Genomic DNA, 19,449 nt, shown 5'->3' with positions numbered 1-19,449 from the left:
TTGGGTGGAAAAGAATTTAAGCTCAAATTAATCTGACAGACACGGTAATTTAAAACGGGGGACTGTCAGATTAGGTTTGATCTTCTACAAATAAGCAGTGATATTACCCTATAAAAGTCAAAAACTTTTGGCAAAGTATTGCCAGAGGTTTTTTAATTTTCATCATATGGTGATGAATTAATTTGGTAGGGATTTTTATCGATTTCCTATAACACTTGAAAGTAAGAAAACAATCTACAGGCAGCCACAGCTCTTTTGAGCAGAGACTGCCAGAGTGAGTTTCATTTTCTATAGCTCTATTTGAAAATGATCTGGTTTTTTGGATCGTATTTATCTGCCTCAATAATTTTATTTTCTTCGAAGAATTTTTTCAGCATTTCGGCATCAATAAAGCCTGTATTGACATAGCTAGGGTGTTTTTTCAGTAATGGGTAGCCATCGCCACCAGCCGCAACATAGTCAGGCAGAGAAACTTTATAAGTTTTCTCTTTATCAAAAGGTTTGCCACCGATTTTAACATCAGAAATAGTTTTTGCTGTACGGTCGACTACCATTGAAATGCCGGCAAATTGAGGATAAGCGCCAGTATCAACTTCTTTCAGAGCAATAGTGGTGAGGGTATCTAACAATTCTTGTCCTTTTAAATCCACCGTTGCAATCATATTACCGAAAGGTTGAACAGTCAGAATATGTTTATAAGTTATTACACCTTCTTCAAGGGAGGTACGAATACCGCCGGAGTTCATAATCCCGATATCGGCTTTTACCCTTTCCATTTGCGATTGTGCAATTAAACGACCGAGATTGGTTTGTTGGAAGCGAATATGCTCACGTTTGCCGTCTAATAACCCTTTCACACGACCAACTTCAATATTAAGCTTTTTATCGCCCTCATCTTGATATTTTTTCAATAAGGTATAGGTTGCTTCATCGGCTTTGATTTCAGGCTGGTAAAGTCGGTATTCTTTAGTACCGTCTTCTTTTTTAATGGTTTTTTTTAAGTTGACCGGAATTAATTCATATTTTACCAAGGTAGTTTTTCCATCTTTAAACTCAAAATCAGCCCGTCCAACAAATTTGCCCCATTCGCCGGCTTGCACAATCCAAGTACCGTTTTGGAAGTCTGGTTTACATTCCTCACCCGGCGTATATTTGGCTTTGAATTGACCTTTTTCATCAATACAAACAGTATCGTGGGTATGACCGCCAATGATTAAATCGAACGCTCCTTTTTCTAAGGTACGGGCCATTGTTACATCACCTGGTGCATTAGTACCATGTTTACCGTCAAAATAGTAACCCATATGGGTTAAAGCGATACGTACGTCGGGTTTTTCTTTTTGATTAATTTCAGCTAATGTGTTTTTTGCTGTTTCAATAGGGTTTTTGAAAAAGGCATTTTCCGTTACATCTGGATTACCTAATTTTGCGGTATCTTCGGTTGTTAATCCGATAACAGCAATTTTTAGTCCGCCTCGTTCTAACATCACGTAAGGTTTTACAATGGGTTTATCCGTTTTTTTATTAATGACATTGGCCGAAATAAAGGGGAATTTAGCCCATTTTTCTTGCATAGAGAGAATTTGCAGTGGGTAATCAAATTCGTGATTACCTAGAACCATTGCATCGTAACCAATCGCATTCATTCCTTCAATATCAGGACGTGCATTTTGCATATCTGACTCCGGCACGCCTGTATTCGCATCACCTGCATTCAGCATTAATACCGAACCACCTTTTTCTGCGACCTCTTTGCGAATATTATCAACCAATGTTTTTTGAGCAGCGAGACCGTATTCGCCTTTATCACTTTGCCAAAAGTGACCGTGTATATCGTTAGTATGTAAAACCGTAAAACGATATGTTTTACCTGTCTCGTAGGCCATTGCTGATGTTGCACTAAGTAGTGCTACCGAAAGTAATGTTTTTTTTAAGCGCATAAATACCTCAGTAAGAGTGTTGGTTGAAAAATAGAGTTAACAAAACAAAATTAATATCCAAGTTATAGCGAGTAAAACCATCGCCATAAATACAGCTGCAGAGCCAATATCTTTAGCTCTACCAGAAAGCTCGTGGAAATCAGCCCCAATGCGGTCAACAACAGATTCAACCGCACTATTGAGTAGTTCTGTAACTAAAACAAGTAAAACTGTGCCTACTAATAATGCTTTTTCAATATTGGTTTCGCCTAGAATAAGCCCTAGAGGGAATAAAATAGTAGCGCACCAAATTTCTTGGCGAAAGGCGGCTTCATTAATATAAGCGGCTTTTAACCCCTTCATAGAGTAGCCAGCTGCATTGATCACATGTTGAAAATCTGCTTTATTGGTTGGTTTCATAGTAAATAAAATAAATAAAAGAGTTTAGAGAACTATTGTACTGAAAGAATGGTGATGTTCAAAGAACCTAAGGAAAAAATAATATGATAGCCATGGAATGTAAAAAACTTCACTTTTTTGTAAAAAAATCTGAAAAATAAACCGCTTGTTTATTCCATATTTGTTTATTTTCCGCTAATCTTATAAACCTATTTTTTCAGGCGGATAAATTTTATTTATCCTTATTTTTTGTTGTCTTACAGAAGTGAAGGGTTATGAGTCAATCATTATCATCAAAAATTCTTGGCGGTAATTTAGTATTACGTATCGCCATTGGTTTAGTGCTAGGGGTATTGCTGGCATTTATTAATAAAGAATGGGCTACCAGCATTGGTGTATTAGGTCAATTTTTTGTGAAATCACTACGTGCCATTGCGCCTATTTTAGTATTTGTATTAGTTTTGGCTGCGATTGCAAATAAAGAAGTTGGTTCAGATAGCAAATTAAAGCCGATTCTGGTGCTTTATGTATTAGGTACATTTTTTGCGGCATTAACGGCTGTTGTTTTAAGCTTTATGCTCCCAACTACATTAGAGCTTACTGCAAGCCCAGACGGTTTAACCCCGCCACAAGGCATTGGTGAAATTCTAAAAACCGTTATTTTTAACTTAGTTGATAATCCATTAGTCGCATTAAGTAATGCAAACTTTATCGGTATTCTTGCGTGGTCTATCGGTTTAGGGATTGCATTCCGCCATGGTTCGGCAAGTTCAAAAGCATTCTTAAATGATTTAGCTAACGCAGTTTCGTTTGTTGTGAAAGTTGTGATTGCATTTGCGCCTATTGGGGTATTTGGTTTAGTAGCTGAAACTGTTGCCATCAATGGTATTGATGCGTTTGAAGATTACGCACGTTTATTAGTAGTCTTAGTTGGCGCAATGTTATTTGTGGCATTAGTACTAAATCCATTATTAGTGTATTGGAAAATTCGCCGCAACCCATACCCACTTACATTTACCTGTTTACGAGAGAGTGGTGTAACGGCATTCTTTACCCGCAGTTCAGCAGCCAACATTCCGGTGAATATGAATTTAGCCAAGCGTTTGGGCGTTCGTGATGAGATCGCTTCTGTAGCTATTCCATTAGGTGCAAGTATTAATATGGCAGGTGCAGCGATTACTGTAACCGTATTAACCCTAGCGGCAGCTTATACACAAGGTATTCAACCTGATTTCGCAACAGCACTACTATTAAGCGTAGTTGCATCAATCTGTGCTTGTGGCGCATCAGGTGTGGCAGGCGGTTCATTATTATTGATTCCATTAGCCTGTAGTTTATTTAATATTCCAAACGATATTGCTGCTCAAGTAATTGGGGTGGGTTTTGTGATTGGTGTGATTCAAGACTCGGTTGAAACCGCATTAAATTCATCAACAGACGTATTATTCACTGCAGCAGTAAGTTACGCTGAAGATCAAAAATCAGCATAATATCTCTTCTTTATAAGGCAGGCTAAAAAGTCTGCCTTTATTTTTTCAAGTATTTTTGCGAACTGTGTCGAAAATCTGAAAATTTATTCTGAAAATATTAAGCATAAACGGCATACTCAGCTTTAAAAAGTAAGCCGAATTATGACTTTAGACCGTTTTTGTATTGCCCTGATTCTATTTCATCTGCCTATTTTATGGTTGCCTAAAGCGTTTCTATTTGTGGGTATAGTAATAGGAACCTTAGTGCTGATATTGAGTGTTTATCTACGCTCAAAATTAACGGCTGTACTCGGCTTATTGGTTTGTATTGGCTATATTCAGATCATTCAAGTTGCAAAAAATGCGGAAAAAACGACTGCTAGTAAAACGCCTGTTCAATTTGAAATCAGTAAAATCTTAAAACAAACCGATTATCAAACAGCGATTGCGACACTAAATACAGGCGAGAAGATCTACTTGAACTGGCAATCGGAACAGCCGTTGTTACTTAATCAATTCTATCAAGCCGAACTGGCTCTTCGTCCTATTTCAGCTCGTAGCAATATCGGTAATTTTGACCGACAGCGTTGGTATTTTGCCAATCATATCAATATGACAGCAACGGTTCGCAAGGTGGAAACATTAGCCAAAACTGATTATAGCTTGCGAACAAATTGGCTGAATAAAGTGAAAGCTGAAACGGACGCTTTGCCTACGCAAGGCTTTTTATTGGCTCTGGCTTTTGGTGAAAGGGCGTGGCTGAAAACAGAACACTGGGAGCAATTCCAACAAACCGCTACTGCCCATCTAATTGCCATTTCAGGCTTGCATATCGGGCTGGCAATGTTGTTTGGTGTTTACTTTGCCAAAGGCGTGCAATGGCTTTGCTTGAAAAGCGAGCTTACCGCATTACAAGCGGTCGGATTTTCACTTTATTTTGCAAGAATAGTTAGCTTCATCACCGCATTTGGTTACAGCTATTTAGCCGGTTTTGCCGGTTTTGCCGTGCCGACCGCCAGAGCGTTGCTGGCGATTGCGTTTGTCTTGCTTTGCCAAGTTCTGCGGCGACACTATACCCCTTGGCAATATTGGGGGAGAATAGTGGCGTTACTGATTTTAATTGACCCATTGAGCCTGCTTTCTGATAGTTTTTGGCTCTCAATTTTAGCGGTAGCAAGTTTAATTTTATGGTATCAATATTTTCCTCTTAGCCGATTTTTAAACGATGAATATCGTAAAAAAATCACAAAATTTAACCGCTTGTGGTTATCGCTTTTGCACTTACAAATCGGTATTTGGCTGATTTTCTCACCGGTTCAACTCTACTTTTTTGAGGGCATCTCTGCTTTTGCACTGCTTGCCAACCTGATTATTGTGCCGTTGTATAGCTTTTTGCTTGTACCGCTTATTTTATTTACGCTCTTAACCGACAATCTGTTTTCAACGTGGCTGTTGGCGGACTATCTTGCTCAATTTAGCCTATGGCTGTTAGATCCATTTTCTAATGCGTGGTTTGCATTAAGCCATTGGCAACAGTGGCAGTTACTTTCACTGAATTTATTGGTTTTAGTATTGCTGTATTGCAAATTATATCGGCTATCTTATAAAAAGTGGTTAAGTGCAGTAGCGGTATCCCTATTGTTCAATCTGAGTTTTTATCTCCCTAAGCTCTTTAATCAAACCCAAACAGAATGGATTATGTTTGATGTTGGGCAAGGGCTGGCAATGGCGTTCATTTATCAACAAAATAAAGCGGTAATTTACGATACCGGCTCCAGTTGGCAAGCAAATGATGGTAGTCGCAATTCAATGGCAAAAATGGAAATCTTGCCGTATTTAAAGCGAAATGGCATTGAGGTAGAGGCGATTTTTCTAAGTCACGATGATAATGATCATTCAGGTGGGGTAGTGGAGTTATTGCAAGCATACCCAAAAGCAAGGTTAATTAGTTCAAGCAAAGTGACGTATCACAATATAAATCCCGAGCCTTGTATTGCCGGAACATCGTGGCAATTTGGCGAATGGCAATTATTGGCAATTTACCCGTCACACATTGCAGAACGAGCTAAAAACCAAGACTCTTGCGTTATTTTAGCCAAAAACGACCGCTTGAAGATATTACTGACAGGGGATTCTGGCGTGGAACAAGAACGCCAATTTGCCCATCAGCTCGGCAAAATTGATTTTCTACAGGTTGGACATCACGGTAGCAAAAGCAGCACTGGCGAAACTTTATTATCGATTACCCAGCCAGCATTTGCAGTGATTTCTGCTGGAAGATGGAACCCGTGGAAATTACCGAATAAACAGATTATTGAGAAATTAAACAGAAGACATATTAATGTATTAAATACCGTAGAAACGGGAATGATAAGAGTAAAATTTTACCCAAGTTCTATTGAAATTGAGCAGGCAAGGGGGGCATTTTCCCCTTGGCATAAGCAGTTTTATTAAGGAATAAGAAAAATGCAGAAATATCAGCCGGAGATTCATAGGAGGCGTTCAATTCGTCTAAAGCATTATGATTACCGATCACAAGGATTCTATTTCATTACTATTTGTTGTAAAAATAAACACCATTTTCTCGGTGAGATTGTTGATGATGAAATGAGGCTTAATAAGATAGGGAATATTGTACGTCAATGTTGGGAAGATATACCCGATCATTTTCCAAATGTAAGCTTGCATAGCTTTGTGATTATGCCTAATCATTTACATGGCATTATTGAAATCGTCGAAACTGTAGGGGAAAATCATCATTTGCCCCATGTATAAGGGCGAAAAATGTTTCGCCCTTACGGGGAACATCACGAACAATCGGCTCTATTGTGCGTGGTTTTAAAATTGGCGTAACTAAATGGGTTCGTCAAAATACCGATATTTCTGAAATTTGGCAAAGGAATTATTATGAACACATTATTCGTAATGAAACATCGTACTTCCAAATTATTGAATATATTGAAAACAATCCCTTAAAATGGTTGGAAGATTGTTTTTGTTCATAATGTTATTCCCTTATAACCCTCATAAATTAAGGAACATCACTCAACGCATTTGGGTTTTTATTGATAAACATCGCATCGCCATAGCTGAAAAAACGGTATTTAGTTTCTACTGCGTGGGCGTAGGCATTCATCGTATTTCTATAGCCGGCAAATGCTGAGACTAACATAATTAGCGTGGATTCCGGTAAATGGAAATTGGTGACTAACGCATCAATGACTTTAAAGGTTTTTCCCGGGTAAAGGAAAATAGCGGTGTCAGAAAAGAACGGAGCAATCAATTTCCCATCTTTTTCAGCCGCTTGGGCGGCACTTTCAACCGAGCGTACTGATGTCGTACCAATTGCAATCACTCTTTTTCCTTTGGCTTTCGTTGCGAGAATTTTATCGACTACTTCTTGGCTCACTTCGGCATATTCGGCGTGCATTTTATGATCTTCAATGGTTTCTACCCGTACCGGCTGGAAAGTGCCGGCACCAACGTGCAATGTTACGAAGGCAGTATCCACCCCTTTTGCTTTTAGTTTTTCAAGCATTGCATTGTCAAAATGCAAACCGGCGGTAGGGGCGGCAACTGCACCTAACACTTTGCTATAAACGGTTTGATAACGCTCTTGGTCAGCATCTTCATCGGGGCGGTCAATATAAGGTGGAAGTGGCATATGACCAGCTTGCTGTAGCAATTCGAATAACGGTTGATCTTCGTTAAACACCAATTCAAATAGGGTATCGTGGCGAGCTACCATTGTTGCTGTAAAGCCTTTTCCTTCACCTAGCTTATCTTCCCCAAAGATCAATTCAGCCCCTTCTTTCGGTGCTTTTGAGGCTTTAACGTGAGCCAAGCAACAGTGTTCGTCTAACACACGTTCTACTAATGCTTCCACTTTACCGCCACTCGGTTTTCGACCGTAAAGGCGAGCCGGGATCACTCGAGTGTTATTGAAGATCAACAGATCACCTTCGTTGATATGGTCGTATAAATCCACAAATTGTTGATCGGCAAATTCGCCTGTTTCGCCATTTAAGTGTAATAAACGGCTGGCAGAGCGTTCGGCAGTCGGGTAGCGAGCAATCAGCTCATCGGGTAAGTTGAAATGAAAATCTGAAACTAACACGGTTATTCTATATCTCTATAGTATAAAAATAGCGGAGATAATAGCATAAAAAACCAAAGTCGTCAGATATGTATAAAGCTCCATAAAACGGAGTTTGCAAAACAACATAAATTTTTATAGACTAAAAACGTTGAATGTCTTACTTATTTGATCTTATGAAAACCCCACAAAATCTGATTTTAAGCACGGTATTGTTAAGTGCTTCTTTTGTTGCTGAAGCAAATTCTTCAAGCCTTGTACAACAAGCACGCATTGATGCAACTCAACAACAAATTGATGCTGCTCAGCAACATCGCCAACAGCAATACCAACAAAATCAAGCAGAAAAATTCCAGCCGAAAGCTGATGTACGGCTCGAGACACAAATCACTGATACACTTACTCTTTCCAATCACGAATTGCCTTGTTACCCCATTCATCAAATCACCCTCATTGACTATTCTCCTGACAATTCTCTGACTACCAGCCAATTCCAATGGGCGTTTGAAAAAGCAGCAAAATCACTTCATTTGACATTACCGCATTGTTTTGGGGGTGAAGGGTTAGCTGTGTTGATGAAGCAAATCCAAAATGAAATTATCGGCAAAGGTTATGTCACTACACGAGTGGTTACTGCGGAGCAAGATTTACGTGGTGGAAAATTAGTTTTAACTGTGATTCCGGGCAAAATACGCAATACTTTAGTGGTAGATAGCGGCAAAGTACCGCGTTTTACCAAGCTACACGCCTTAACCGGTTTTACTTTTGCCGAAGGCGATATTCTGAATGTGAGAGAGATTGAGCAATCGTTGGAAAACCTAAAACGGGTGCCGACGGCGGAGGCAAATATTGAGATTTTACCCAGCTCAAGCGAAAAAGCGGAGGTGGGAGACAGTGATTTAAAAATCAGCTATTCGCAAGCGTTTCCATTTCGCTTAAATCTCGGGCTGGACGATGCCGGCTCGAAATCCACAGGTAAATTACAAACCTCCGCCACTCTGTCTATAGATAATATTTTTTCGGCAAATGACCTATTCTATACCTCTTTTACCCATTCGATGAAACAAAAAGGCGATGATAACGGCAGGCGTGCCAGTAAAAATCTCACGCTTTACTATTCCGTGCCGTTTGGCTATTGGCAGTTAGCGTTTTCACACACTCACAGTCGCTATCACCAAGAAGTATTTGGTGCCTTTGATAAGAGTTATCTCTACGCCGGTGAAAGTGATACCGATAAATTAACGCTCTCTTATTTGCTTTATCGTGATGCCAAACGCAAAACGACCTTGTCCGGTTCACTTTGGTCACGCCAGTCGCAAAACTATATTGATGGAGCAGAAATCGGTGTCAACAAACGCCGAATGGCGGGCTGGGAAGCGGGTTTTTCGCATAAAGAATATTTCCCGACCGCTACGCTTGAGCTTTCGGCTAATTTCAAACGAGGTACGGCAGCACGAGGGGCATTATCTGCTCCCGAGGAAGATTATGGCGAAGGGACTTCTCGCCCTAAAATCATCACGGCAAGTGCAAGCCTGACGAAACCGTTTTTTTGGGGCAAGCAGCCATGGCAGTGGCAAAGTAGCCTAAATGCCCAATGGAATAAAACCCCTCTGGTTCCGCAAGACCGTTTTTCGATTGGCGGGCGTTACACCATACGTGGATTTGACGGTGAACTGACTCTTTCCGGTGAGCGGGGCTGGAACTGGCGTAATGAGTTGAGCTGGCAATTTAATCCGAGCCACGCTTTTTATTGGGCGGTAGATGGTGGTCGAGTGTCCGGTTGGGCAACGGAAAATCAGCTCGGACATCATTTAATGGGAACAGCCATTGGGTTTCGGGGTGGAGTTAAAGGGTTTAGTTATGACCTGTTTGCCGGTAGACCGATGCGAAAACCGGAAGGGTTTAAAACCTCAGATACCGTTGCCGGTTTTAATATTGGCTACAATTTTTAATAAATAATTGAGCGTATTATATTTAACTATATTGTGCTATTAAGGAATTATTATGAATAAGCATTGTTTTCGCACTATTTTCAGCAAGACCTTACAACGTATCGTGGTGGTATCTGAATTAGCAAAATCAGCCGGTAAATCAGAAAGTGAAAGTATGACAAGCGGTGCAATTTTACAAAAAATTTGCAAAATTCGACCGCTTGCGTTCAGCTTGTTCTGTGCGTTGGGATTCATTACCTTATCAGATAACGCTATGGCGGAAACCTTGATTATTCAAGCCGATAGCACCGCCCCGAAAAATCAGCAGCCGATTATTCTGCAAACCGCCAACGGGCTGCCACAAATCAATATTCAAACCCCGAACGATAAAGGATTATCGCACAACAAATATAGCCAATTTGACGTAGCAGAGAAGGGGGCAATTCTCAACAACAGCCGCACCAACATCGCCACCCAACAGGCCGGAATGGTGCAGGGCAACCCGTATCTTGCCCGTGGCGAAGCGAAGGTGATTTTAAATGAAGTCAATTCCAGCAAGCCTTCGGTAATGAAAGGTTATGTGGAAGTGGCTGGCAAAAAAGCGGAAGTGATTATCGCCAACCCGAGCGGCTTGCACTGTGACGGCTGCGGCATTATCAATTCAGACCGAGCAACTTTTACCACAGGTAAACCACAGATTAACAACGGCAATCTGGATAGCTTTGTGGTGGAAAAAGGCAAGGTAACGGTTGCCGGCAAAGGGCTGGACAACAGCCGAGTGGATTACACCGATATCCTCGCCCGAGAAGCGAAAATCAACGCCGGTGTCTGGTCGAAAAAAGAGACTAAAGTCATTACCGGCAAAAACACCGTCAAGCGGTCAAATTCGGACAACAATTTGCAAATTATTCATACAAATCAACCGCTTGCAGGGGAAGAAAAACCGCAGGTGGCCATTGATGTGGGTGAGCTGGGCGGAATGTATGCCGGCAAAATCCACCTGATTGGTACGGAACAGGGCGTGGGCGTGCGTAACGCTGGGCATATCGGTGCAAGTGCCGATACGCTCACCATTGACAGTCAAGGGCGGATTGTAAACAGCGGCACGTTCAACGCTCAAAGACAAGTGCAACTCAATGCCCAACACGGGATTGACAACCAAGGCAAAATTGAAAATAAACAGGGCAATATTCAGCTTAACTCGAAAGCCGATATTCAAAATAGCGGTTCCATCGTGGCGAGGGGCGGCAATATTCAGAAAAAAGCCGAAACTAAAATCCAGCAAAGTGGCGAAACGGTCGCAAAAGGCAATATCACCTACACCGCCCGCCAAATTCACGCCGACAAAAACTCACTGATTGCCGCTGGGGTGGACGTAACCGACACTGCACAAGGTGAAGTACGGAAGCTGGAAGCTCAATCTGTGGCAGGGAAAACTATTCAACTCACTGCCCCAGAAAAAACCACTGTGCAGGGAAAAAATATCGCTTCGGGGAAAATTAACGTGGCGGCAGCTGAGATTGATGCCAATCAGAGCCAAAATAATGCCCATACCGTTGAATACAGTGCAAAATCGGGCGATATTCAGGCGAATAGTGCGCAGTTTAGTGCAAATCAGATCAAGCTCACCACCCCAAAATGGCTTTCCACTGAAGGAAGCCAGCTAACCGCAGAGGTGATTGAGGCCCAACAAGCGAATTTAAATGCTCGTGGCTCGGTTTGGAAGCAGACTGGTGAGCAGGATTTTCGCCTAAAAGCAGAGAGTATCCATACTGACTCGGCTCGCTTTTCAGTGGGTGGACATTTTGAGATTGACGGTAATCGTTTAACAAATAACCAAGGGCTATTAAGTAGTGGCAAGCGTTTAGGGCTAAATTTAAATGATGCTGTGGATTCAGTCGATGGCAAATTGGTTGCAAAAGGCGAGTTATCTATTCGTGCTCCATTGCTGAATAATCAGCAAGGTCTGATTTTGAGTGGCGAAAAACAGGCGATTACGGTCAATACGTTAAAAAATCAATCGGGGGTGATCACCTCTCAAACGGAGCAAACCCTTGATATAACTAGCGAACTGCAAAATCAAGGCGGGCGAATTTCCGCCAGCGGTGTTGCGATTAACGCTCAATCCTTAGATAACCGTGAGCAGGGAGAAATTAGTTCAGTAAAAGAGTTAGCGCTCACGGTTTCCCAACAAGTAGATAATCGGCACGGTGTTATTCAAAGTGTGGGAAATCTCACCCTAAATAGCACGCTTTTGGATAACCAAGGTGGGGTACTGAAATCGGCCACAGATATCACGCTCAATGTACCGACTGTCTTAAATAATCGGATCTCGGAAAATGGCTCACTTATTGAAGCAGGTGGCTCACTTACGATGAACAGTTTCGAGGTGGAAAATCAAGGTACCTTGGCACGCCAACCTCAGCCAATACAGGGGATTATTGCATCGCAGTTTGTACTGAACAGCACAAAACAGCTCAATAATGAAAAAGGCGGTATTTATATCGGCTCATCAGCACGATTTACCCTCAGCGACAGCTTAAATAACCGTAATGGGGAAATTTTAAGTTGGGGCGATCTGGCTATTTTCGGCGGAAAATCACTCACAATGACGAATACCGAGGGAAAAGTTTCTGCAAATAATGGTTTGGAGATCACTGCCAAAGCGTTATCCGGTGATGGTGATGTACAAGCAGGCGATATTCGCCTGAATTTGCAAGAGAACTTTGATATTACCAAAGATATCAATGCGAATAGGTCGATGATTATTCAGACTGAGGGCGATATTCTCAATCGCAAAAAATTAGCCGCAAATGACCGCTTGCAGCTCACGGCAAACCAAATAACCAATGCACAAAATGCCCGAATAAGCTCGGCAGATACCCGTTTGACTGCAACTTCAACCGTCTATAACGAAGGCTTAATCAATAGCCGCTCGGACAACGATAACGCTCAAACTGTGATTAAAGCTCAAGAAATCCACAATATCGGCACAGGGAATATTTATGGCGATAAGGTGGCGTTAGGTGCGGAGAGGATACTAAATCAAGATAAAGACGGGACCTCTGCCACTATTGCTGCTCGTCAATCTCTCGGTTTAGCGGCTAAAGTAATTGAAAATAATACCCTAGTTTATGAAGCGAATAAGAAAAGCGGTTCATTAATATATAGCGGAGGAGAGATAGCGATTGGACGTCAATTAAATGAGCAAGATACCGTTATTGGCAACGCAGAGCAGCTACATAACCGCAGCAGTATTATTGAAGCTGAAGGGCGTATTCAGTTGAATGCGGATAAGGTAGCGAATGTAAATAGTCATTATCGTTCGGAATTGGAGACCACTGATCGCCAAACTGTGAACGAACATTTTATTTTGCCAAGAGATAAGCATAATCGAGGTGGAAGTGATGTATATGATAACGGGCATTTGCCGACAATTAATGTGAATCAACTCCGCAAAGGCTACTATCGCAAAACGTGGAGCTATTGGCAAAAGTATGATGAAGCAAACTTGCCGGTAATTACCGATATTAGCCAGCTGAATGCCACGACCGTATTGGCAAAACCCTATGCTCAAAGCTGTGCGAATGATGAAAGTGTAGATTGTACTCTATTACCTGCAGGTAATTATAAAAAAGATAACCCAGTATGGACGTGGTTTAATTTAACACCACCAGCTGAAGATGCACCGGAAATGACGCCTGAAATTATTCAAGCAATGAATGAAGAAGATTTAGCGAATCAGCATTTAAGTGAGGCAGAGCAGGAAAAATTACAGAAGGAACAAGGGCAAGGCATTGCACCGGTGGTTCCGGCAAGACCGATTGAACCTGTTAGAGGCTCTACGGAAACGGAAGCCCAATACCAAAAACGACTACAAACATATCAAGCGGAACTGAAAGCCTATGAAGCGGCAGAAGCGGCTTATCAGCGTTATGTGCTATTAAAACCGTTAATTGATTGGGAAGCAAAATATGGTGCCAATATTCAAGCATTAGATGAAGCGATTGCAAAGCACAATAAAGCGAATTTAAGCCAAGAATACCCGCATTTCTGGAATTTGTGGATTAAAGAGCGTATGGTAAAAGAGAATATCACCAAAGCCAGCTTACCGGCACAGATCTTGGCAGGTGGCGATCTCACTTATCAAAGCGATGAATTTATCAACGATAAAAGTTGGGTTATTGCAGGCAAAGCGTTAAACCCGATTGGTCGCAGTAGAATTGCCAACCTTGATGATGCAGATGCTGTTCGCCAAGATTGGGAACTGGGAAGGCGACAATTCTCTTTTACTGAGTACCACGGGGGCACAAGACGTCGCCACTCCCGCTACGATGAAAATGATGGTCCTCTCGCTCGTTTAAAAGAAGTCCATAAGGATATGAATATTTTTGTCGAGCTGGAAAATACTTCACCGACCGCTTATACAGATTATGTGGACGCTAAAGCAGCAAATGCCGTGAAGCCGGAAGGCAATCAGGTTGAACGGGGTAATCTACCCGATGCCCCTAATCCGCCAACAATGGCGATTGAACGCATACCAAGCCCGAATGCAGCCGCATTTGAGGTTCGCTCAATGACGGTCGATACCCGTTTGCCAAACCAAGGGCTTTATCGCATTAACCCTCAAGCGGATAGCCACGTTCTGATCGAAACCGATCCGGATTTCACCGATAAAAAACGCTGGTTAAGCAGTGATTATATGTTCAATGCCCTACGCCACGACCATAACAATGTGCATAAACGTTTGGGCGATGGTTTTTATGAACAGCGCTTAATTCGAGAGCAAATCAACCGCTTAACCGGCAGACAATTTTTGGGCGACTATACGGATTTTGATAGCCAATATAAAGCCCTGATGGATGCCGGCATCACCTTTGCGCAGAAATTCAATCTTCGGTTAGGCATTACCTTATCGCCGGAGCAAGTGGCAAGCTTGACCAGCGATATTGTTTGGTTTGAAACCCAAACGGTTCGCTTGCCAAGCGGTGAAACGGTATCGGTATTAGTGCCGAAAGTGTATGCCCTTGCACGCAAAGGTGATATTGACGGCAAAGGCAGCCTGATTTCAGCCGATGCGCTTACCATCAACAGTAAAGAGATTGTAAACCAAGGCACGATAGCAGGCCGCCGTTTAGCACAGTTTAATGCCGAACGGTTAGAGAATAGTGGCACACTCAGTGGTGGCGTGCTTGCTGCCAAAGTGAGCGGTGATCTAGAGAATATCGGCGGCAAGATTGAAGCGGATAAAGCGATTTTGCTGGATATTGCGGGCAATTTTAACCATACCTCCACCACTCGAACCACACAGATTGACCTAGACGGTTTCAAACGCGCTGAAACCAACCTTGACCGCAAAGCCCTACTGCACGTTAAAGATGAAAATGGACTGCTGCAAGTACAGGCAGGCAACATCACCTCAGCAGGCGCAGACATCATCAATGACGGACAGGGGCAGACCTACTTATCTGCAAAAAATCAGTTGAATTTGACCGCTTTACAGGTTGGTTTTGATGAAAAAATGGGCGGTGGCAATCACTATCGTAATGAAGCCTTGAATGATGTGGTCATTTCACGGGTGCAAGGCAAAGGCGATGTGGTGGTTTCAGGGAAAAACCTTTACAGTGAAGGAGCGGATTTGGATGCCAAAGCGCGTTTAGCGTTACTGGCTGAAAATGATATGGTGTTGGGTAGCGCAACACGTTCTCGCGATTATGAAGAGTATCACAAAACAAAAAGTGGTGGTGCGCTAGCGAAGAAAACAAAAACGACTTATGACAATATTTCTGAAACCGAACACAAAGGCACTGAACTAACCGGTGAAGACATTTTAGTGAAAGCCGGTCACGATATTCAAGGTGAAAGTCTTCTTGCCGTCTCACGCAGTGGCGATATTGATATTATCGGCGGTAATAATGTAACGCTCAGTTCGGCAACAAACCAACTTTCAGAACAGCATATTCGTGAGACAAAACGCAGCGGTTTCTTGAACGGTGGTGAAATCGGCTTTACTATCGGTAGCCAAAAAACACGCCAAGAGAACAGCTTAGAGGGGGCAATCCAAAGCACGGCACGCAATACATTGGGCAGTGAAGGGGGCAATATTCGGATTCAAGCCGGCAATAAAGCGAGCGTGAGCAATGTCGATGTGCTGATTTCCAACGAAAAAACCGCCGTGATTTCAGGCAAAAACGGGGTACGGGTTGAATCAGGGAAAGATGTTATTAACAGCACCGATAATTATGAATTTAGCCAGTCGGGCTTAAGCATTGCGTTGAGTACACCGGTAACGGATGCGGTGCAATCGGCACGGCAATCGGTGCAAAAAGCGAAGGCAACACAAAACGAGAAACTCAAAGGGGTATATGCGGTAAAAGCGGCGGAGGATGCCGTGATTGCAGCACAAAATGCTCAGAAAGTGGCAGAAACGTTGGGCAATCTTGGCAATGCACTCACAGAAAACCATGCTGCGGCAGAAAATCCGGCGGTGAAGATTTCAGTCAGTCTCGGCACGCAAAAACAGCAAAGAGAAAGCCGTAGTCAAAGCGTGACCCACAGCAAAAGCACCCTGAACGGCGGCAATATTGCCTTGATTTCGGGAGCGGGCAAAGTTGCGCTGGAAGGGGTGGATACCCGAGTGAAAGACACCCTGCTGCTTGACGGTAAGCTGGGTATTGAATCCAAAGGTGTTGCGGATACTTATCAAAACAACACTAAGAATAAGAATCACAGTGCGAGTGTGGGCGTATTTATCGGTTTAGATAGAGATAGTTTTGGTATTGGTTTTGAGGCAGGAGTGAGTGGAGGTAAAGGCAAGGAGAATATCGAAACTGAAACGTGGCAGAACAACCAACTGCAAGCGGGTAAAATTGTTACAAATTCTGCAAATGGTAAACTCATGCTGGATGCAACCAATGTCAAAGCAAATCATTGGGAAGGTGAGGTACAAGATTTTGAGGCAAGAAGTCGACAAGATATAAGCAAATATAAAAGCGAATACACAGAAGGCAGCGTACATGGCACATTGGCGGTAGGGACAACAGGAGTAAATGGTCATGTGGCATATAATGGAGCGAAGTTGAACACTGCTCAGGTGGAAAACCAAACTGCAATCGACATAGGCAAGGGTGGAATGGACGTTAAAGTGAAAAAGAACGCCCATTTTGAGGGAGCGGTAATGACTAGCCAAGCGGAGAAAGAAAACAACCGCTTCCAAGCCGGCACGCTGACCACCGGCGATATTGAAAACCACAGTGAATTGAAAACCCGAAGTGTCGCGATTAGCGGAGGGACAAGTGGGGTGAACCCGATGTCGGCACTGAGCTTACTGGGCAATAAAAACGAAAGCGAGCGAAGCACAACAAAGGCAGCGATTGGAGAAAATATCGCTATCACCCTCACCGAAGACCTAAATGCGGAAACTACGCTTAATCATCTCAACCGAGATACGCAAAACGCCAATCAAAAAGTGACGAAACACGATATCAGTGAGGTGAAAGAAACACAGGAGCTGGTGAAAGGCATAGGCGAGATTGCGGAAAAGGCTTATCAGATTTACACGCATAGTGAGCGTGAAAAAGTGACGGAAGCGAAGCTGGAATTGGGCAAAGCACAAGCTCAAAAAGCGAGCAAGGAAGAGATTGGTAAATTAGAAGCCAATTTAGACCGCTTGCAAAAAGAGTTTGATAAAAACTACGGCACGGGCAGTAAAACCAAACGAGCGGTGGAAGCGGTGACGGCAGCCTTGCAAGGTTTAGCGACGAAAGACGTGGGACAAGCGGCAGTAGGTTTAGCCTCACCATACTTAAATGCAGAAATCAAAAAGTACACCGAAGGCGATACCCAAGCTAACTTGATTGCTCACGCATTGCTAGGTGCGGTGGAAGCGGCTGCGGCAGGGAACAATGTACTGGCAGGGGCTGCGGCAGGCGCAGGGAGCGAAGCGGCAGCGGACTTTATAGTTAAAACCCTCTACAAGGGCAAATCCACGCAAGACTTAACCGAAGCCGAGAAACAGAATGTGGCGTTGCTAAGCCAGCTTGCAAGCGGACTGGCTTCGGGCTTGATAGGGGATAGTACACAATCGGCAGCGGTTGGGGCGGATATTGGGAAAAGGGCAGTGGAGAATAACTACCTCTCGAACTGGCAGGAGCAGAAACGCTCACAAGAATTAAAATCCTGCCATGGTGATGCCCGCTGTGAAAACCAAGTTCGATTATATTGGGGATTAGTTGATATTGGGCAAGATGTTAGTTTTGTATCAGGCGCCGTTGCTGGTGTTCCTGAGAATCTCGCTGAGAGCGTTGAAGGATTGATCTCCATGTTCTCAAGCCCAATAGAAACTATTGTGGCGATGAAAGAATTGATCGCAAGAGAAGATACGCTCTCCTATATTGCTAATATGACTAAACAGGAGTATTTAGCTAAACTCGATAAAATGCAGGTTTACTATGAACAGGCAGGGGCTGTAGGTTCTTTTAATGCCGGAAAAGAGTTTGGCAATATGATGACTGATGTGGTGACAGCATTAACCGGTGCTGGTGCTCTTGTTAAAACAGGTGTAGGGACAACGGCGAAAATAGTCACCAAATCAGGTAAAGAACTTGCGATTCCTAAGACCAGATCGAGCGCTAGTTTAGGCACTTGCTCATTCCACGGTGATATGGAAGTCAAAACTGATAAAGGTTATCGACAGATTTCCAGCATTAAAGTGGGCGATAAGGTGCTGGCGAAAAATGAACGCACCGGTATAACCACCTATCAGAAAGTCCAAGCTCATTACAGTAATCCATACGATTATACGGTGTATGTAGAAGTCGCAGACAGCAAAGGAAAATACCACACCATTGTGTCAAACAAAATCCACCCGTTCTTTACGCAAGTATTATCGGGCAGAGTGCCGATTTCTTCGGAGGGGCATTCTTACAACGGAGAGATAGCAAAAGCTCAGTGGGTTGATGCTCAACATTTGCAAAAAGGCTATCGCTTACTTGCTGAAAGTGGTGAGTGGCAGACTGTCACTAAGGTAGAAATCAAACAGGAAAGATTAAAAGCCTACAATATGACGGTAGAGAAAGATCATACTTACTTTATTAGAGGTACAAATGCCGATAATGAAGGGGTATGGGTGCATAATGATTGTTGGCACGCTTTACCGAATGATGCCAAACAGGTAAAAAATATTGATGGCTATAAAGCTTATCAGTTCACAGACCCGAAAGACGGGAAAGTGGTGACAGTAGTTCAAAAAGATCTCAATCGTTTTGAAACGCCAAACCATCAAGCCGGGGTAGATCCACATTTTAACCGTTTGTCTCAGCAAATTGATGCCGAAACGGGACGCTATTTATCGACAGATAATCCGGTAGATGGGCTATATAACCGAGCTTATTTACGCTCGGAAACGTTACAGAAAATTTATGCTAATTATGAAAAATTGCCAAATGGTAATTATCGAGATTTAGATGGAAATATAATCAAAGGTCCTATAGATATAGGTCATATGTATGGCTGGGAACATCGCCGATTATCATTAGCCGCAAAAGAATTAAATTGGAGTCAAAAACAATTTAATGATTATGTTAATGCAAGACCGGAGAGGTTCAGATTGGAAAATATGTCTGAAAATCGTAGCC

The 19,449-nt window shown here is 42.8% G+C and carries 8 protein-coding genes; 5 read left to right on the top strand and 3 right to left on the bottom strand.

Annotated features, from left to right (window positions below):
• Positions 1-296: 296 nt before the first annotated feature.
• Both ushA and EDC41_RS09080 read right to left on the bottom strand, forming a co-directional pair.
• Positions 297-1,940: a bifunctional UDP-sugar hydrolase/5'-nucleotidase UshA gene (gene ushA / locus EDC41_RS09085; protein WP_006250641.1), complete on the bottom strand. Its 1,644-nt coding sequence runs from the start codon at positions 1,938-1,940 to the stop codon at positions 297-299.
• 36 nt (positions 1,941-1,976) lie between these two features.
• Positions 1,977-2,339, bottom strand: a complete 363-nt coding sequence (locus EDC41_RS09080; protein WP_006252584.1) for a diacylglycerol kinase — start codon at positions 2,337-2,339, stop codon at positions 1,977-1,979.
• A gap of 254 nt (positions 2,340-2,593) precedes the next feature.
• Here EDC41_RS09080 and sstT point away from each other — a divergent pair, with 254 nt between their 5' ends.
• From sstT to EDC41_RS13895, 3 genes are all read left to right on the top strand, one after another.
• Entirely contained in the window at positions 2,594-3,808 is a 1,215-nt protein-coding gene (gene sstT / locus EDC41_RS09075; protein WP_006250639.1) for a serine/threonine transporter SstT, read from the top strand.
• A 141-nt stretch (positions 3,809-3,949) separates the two neighbouring features.
• A complete protein-coding gene (locus EDC41_RS09070; RefSeq protein WP_020824083.1) occupies positions 3,950-6,241 on the top strand; it encodes a DNA internalization-related competence protein ComEC/Rec2 in 2,292 nt (763 codons plus the stop codon).
• Between the two features lie 12 nt (positions 6,242-6,253).
• Positions 6,254-6,562 carry a transposase gene (locus EDC41_RS13895; protein WP_006252583.1) on the top strand — a complete coding sequence of 103 codons (309 nt, stop codon included), beginning with the start codon at positions 6,254-6,256 and terminating at the stop codon, positions 6,560-6,562.
• 256 nt (positions 6,563-6,818) lie between these two features.
• On the opposite strand, the gene queA is transcribed toward EDC41_RS13895, so the two are convergent.
• Complete coding sequence (gene queA, locus EDC41_RS09060) at positions 6,819-7,904, bottom strand: tRNA preQ1(34) S-adenosylmethionine ribosyltransferase-isomerase QueA (RefSeq protein ID WP_006250637.1); 1,086 nt, start codon at positions 7,902-7,904, stop codon at positions 6,819-6,821.
• Positions 7,905-8,038: 134 nt separating this feature from the next.
• Here queA and EDC41_RS09055 point away from each other — a divergent pair, with 134 nt between their 5' ends.
• Both EDC41_RS09055 and EDC41_RS09050 read left to right on the top strand, forming a co-directional pair.
• The gene (locus tag EDC41_RS09055; RefSeq protein ID WP_006250636.1) at positions 8,039-9,835 is read left to right on the top strand and encodes a ShlB/FhaC/HecB family hemolysin secretion/activation protein; all 1,797 of its coding nucleotides are present in this window, start codon (positions 8,039-8,041) and stop codon (positions 9,833-9,835) included.
• A 52-nt stretch (positions 9,836-9,887) separates the two neighbouring features.
• Positions 9,888-19,449: two-partner secretion domain-containing protein (locus tag EDC41_RS09050; RefSeq protein WP_132303678.1), on the top strand; the 9,562-nt coding region annotated here is incomplete at its 3' end.

Origin of the sequence: Mannheimia haemolytica (genome assembly GCF_004342115.1) — a bacterium.
Classification (GTDB): Bacteria; Pseudomonadota; Gammaproteobacteria; order Enterobacterales; family Pasteurellaceae; genus Mannheimia; species Mannheimia haemolytica.
The sequence above is the reverse complement of the archived record's forward strand: the minus strand, read 5'-3'. Positions and strand labels throughout refer to the sequence as shown.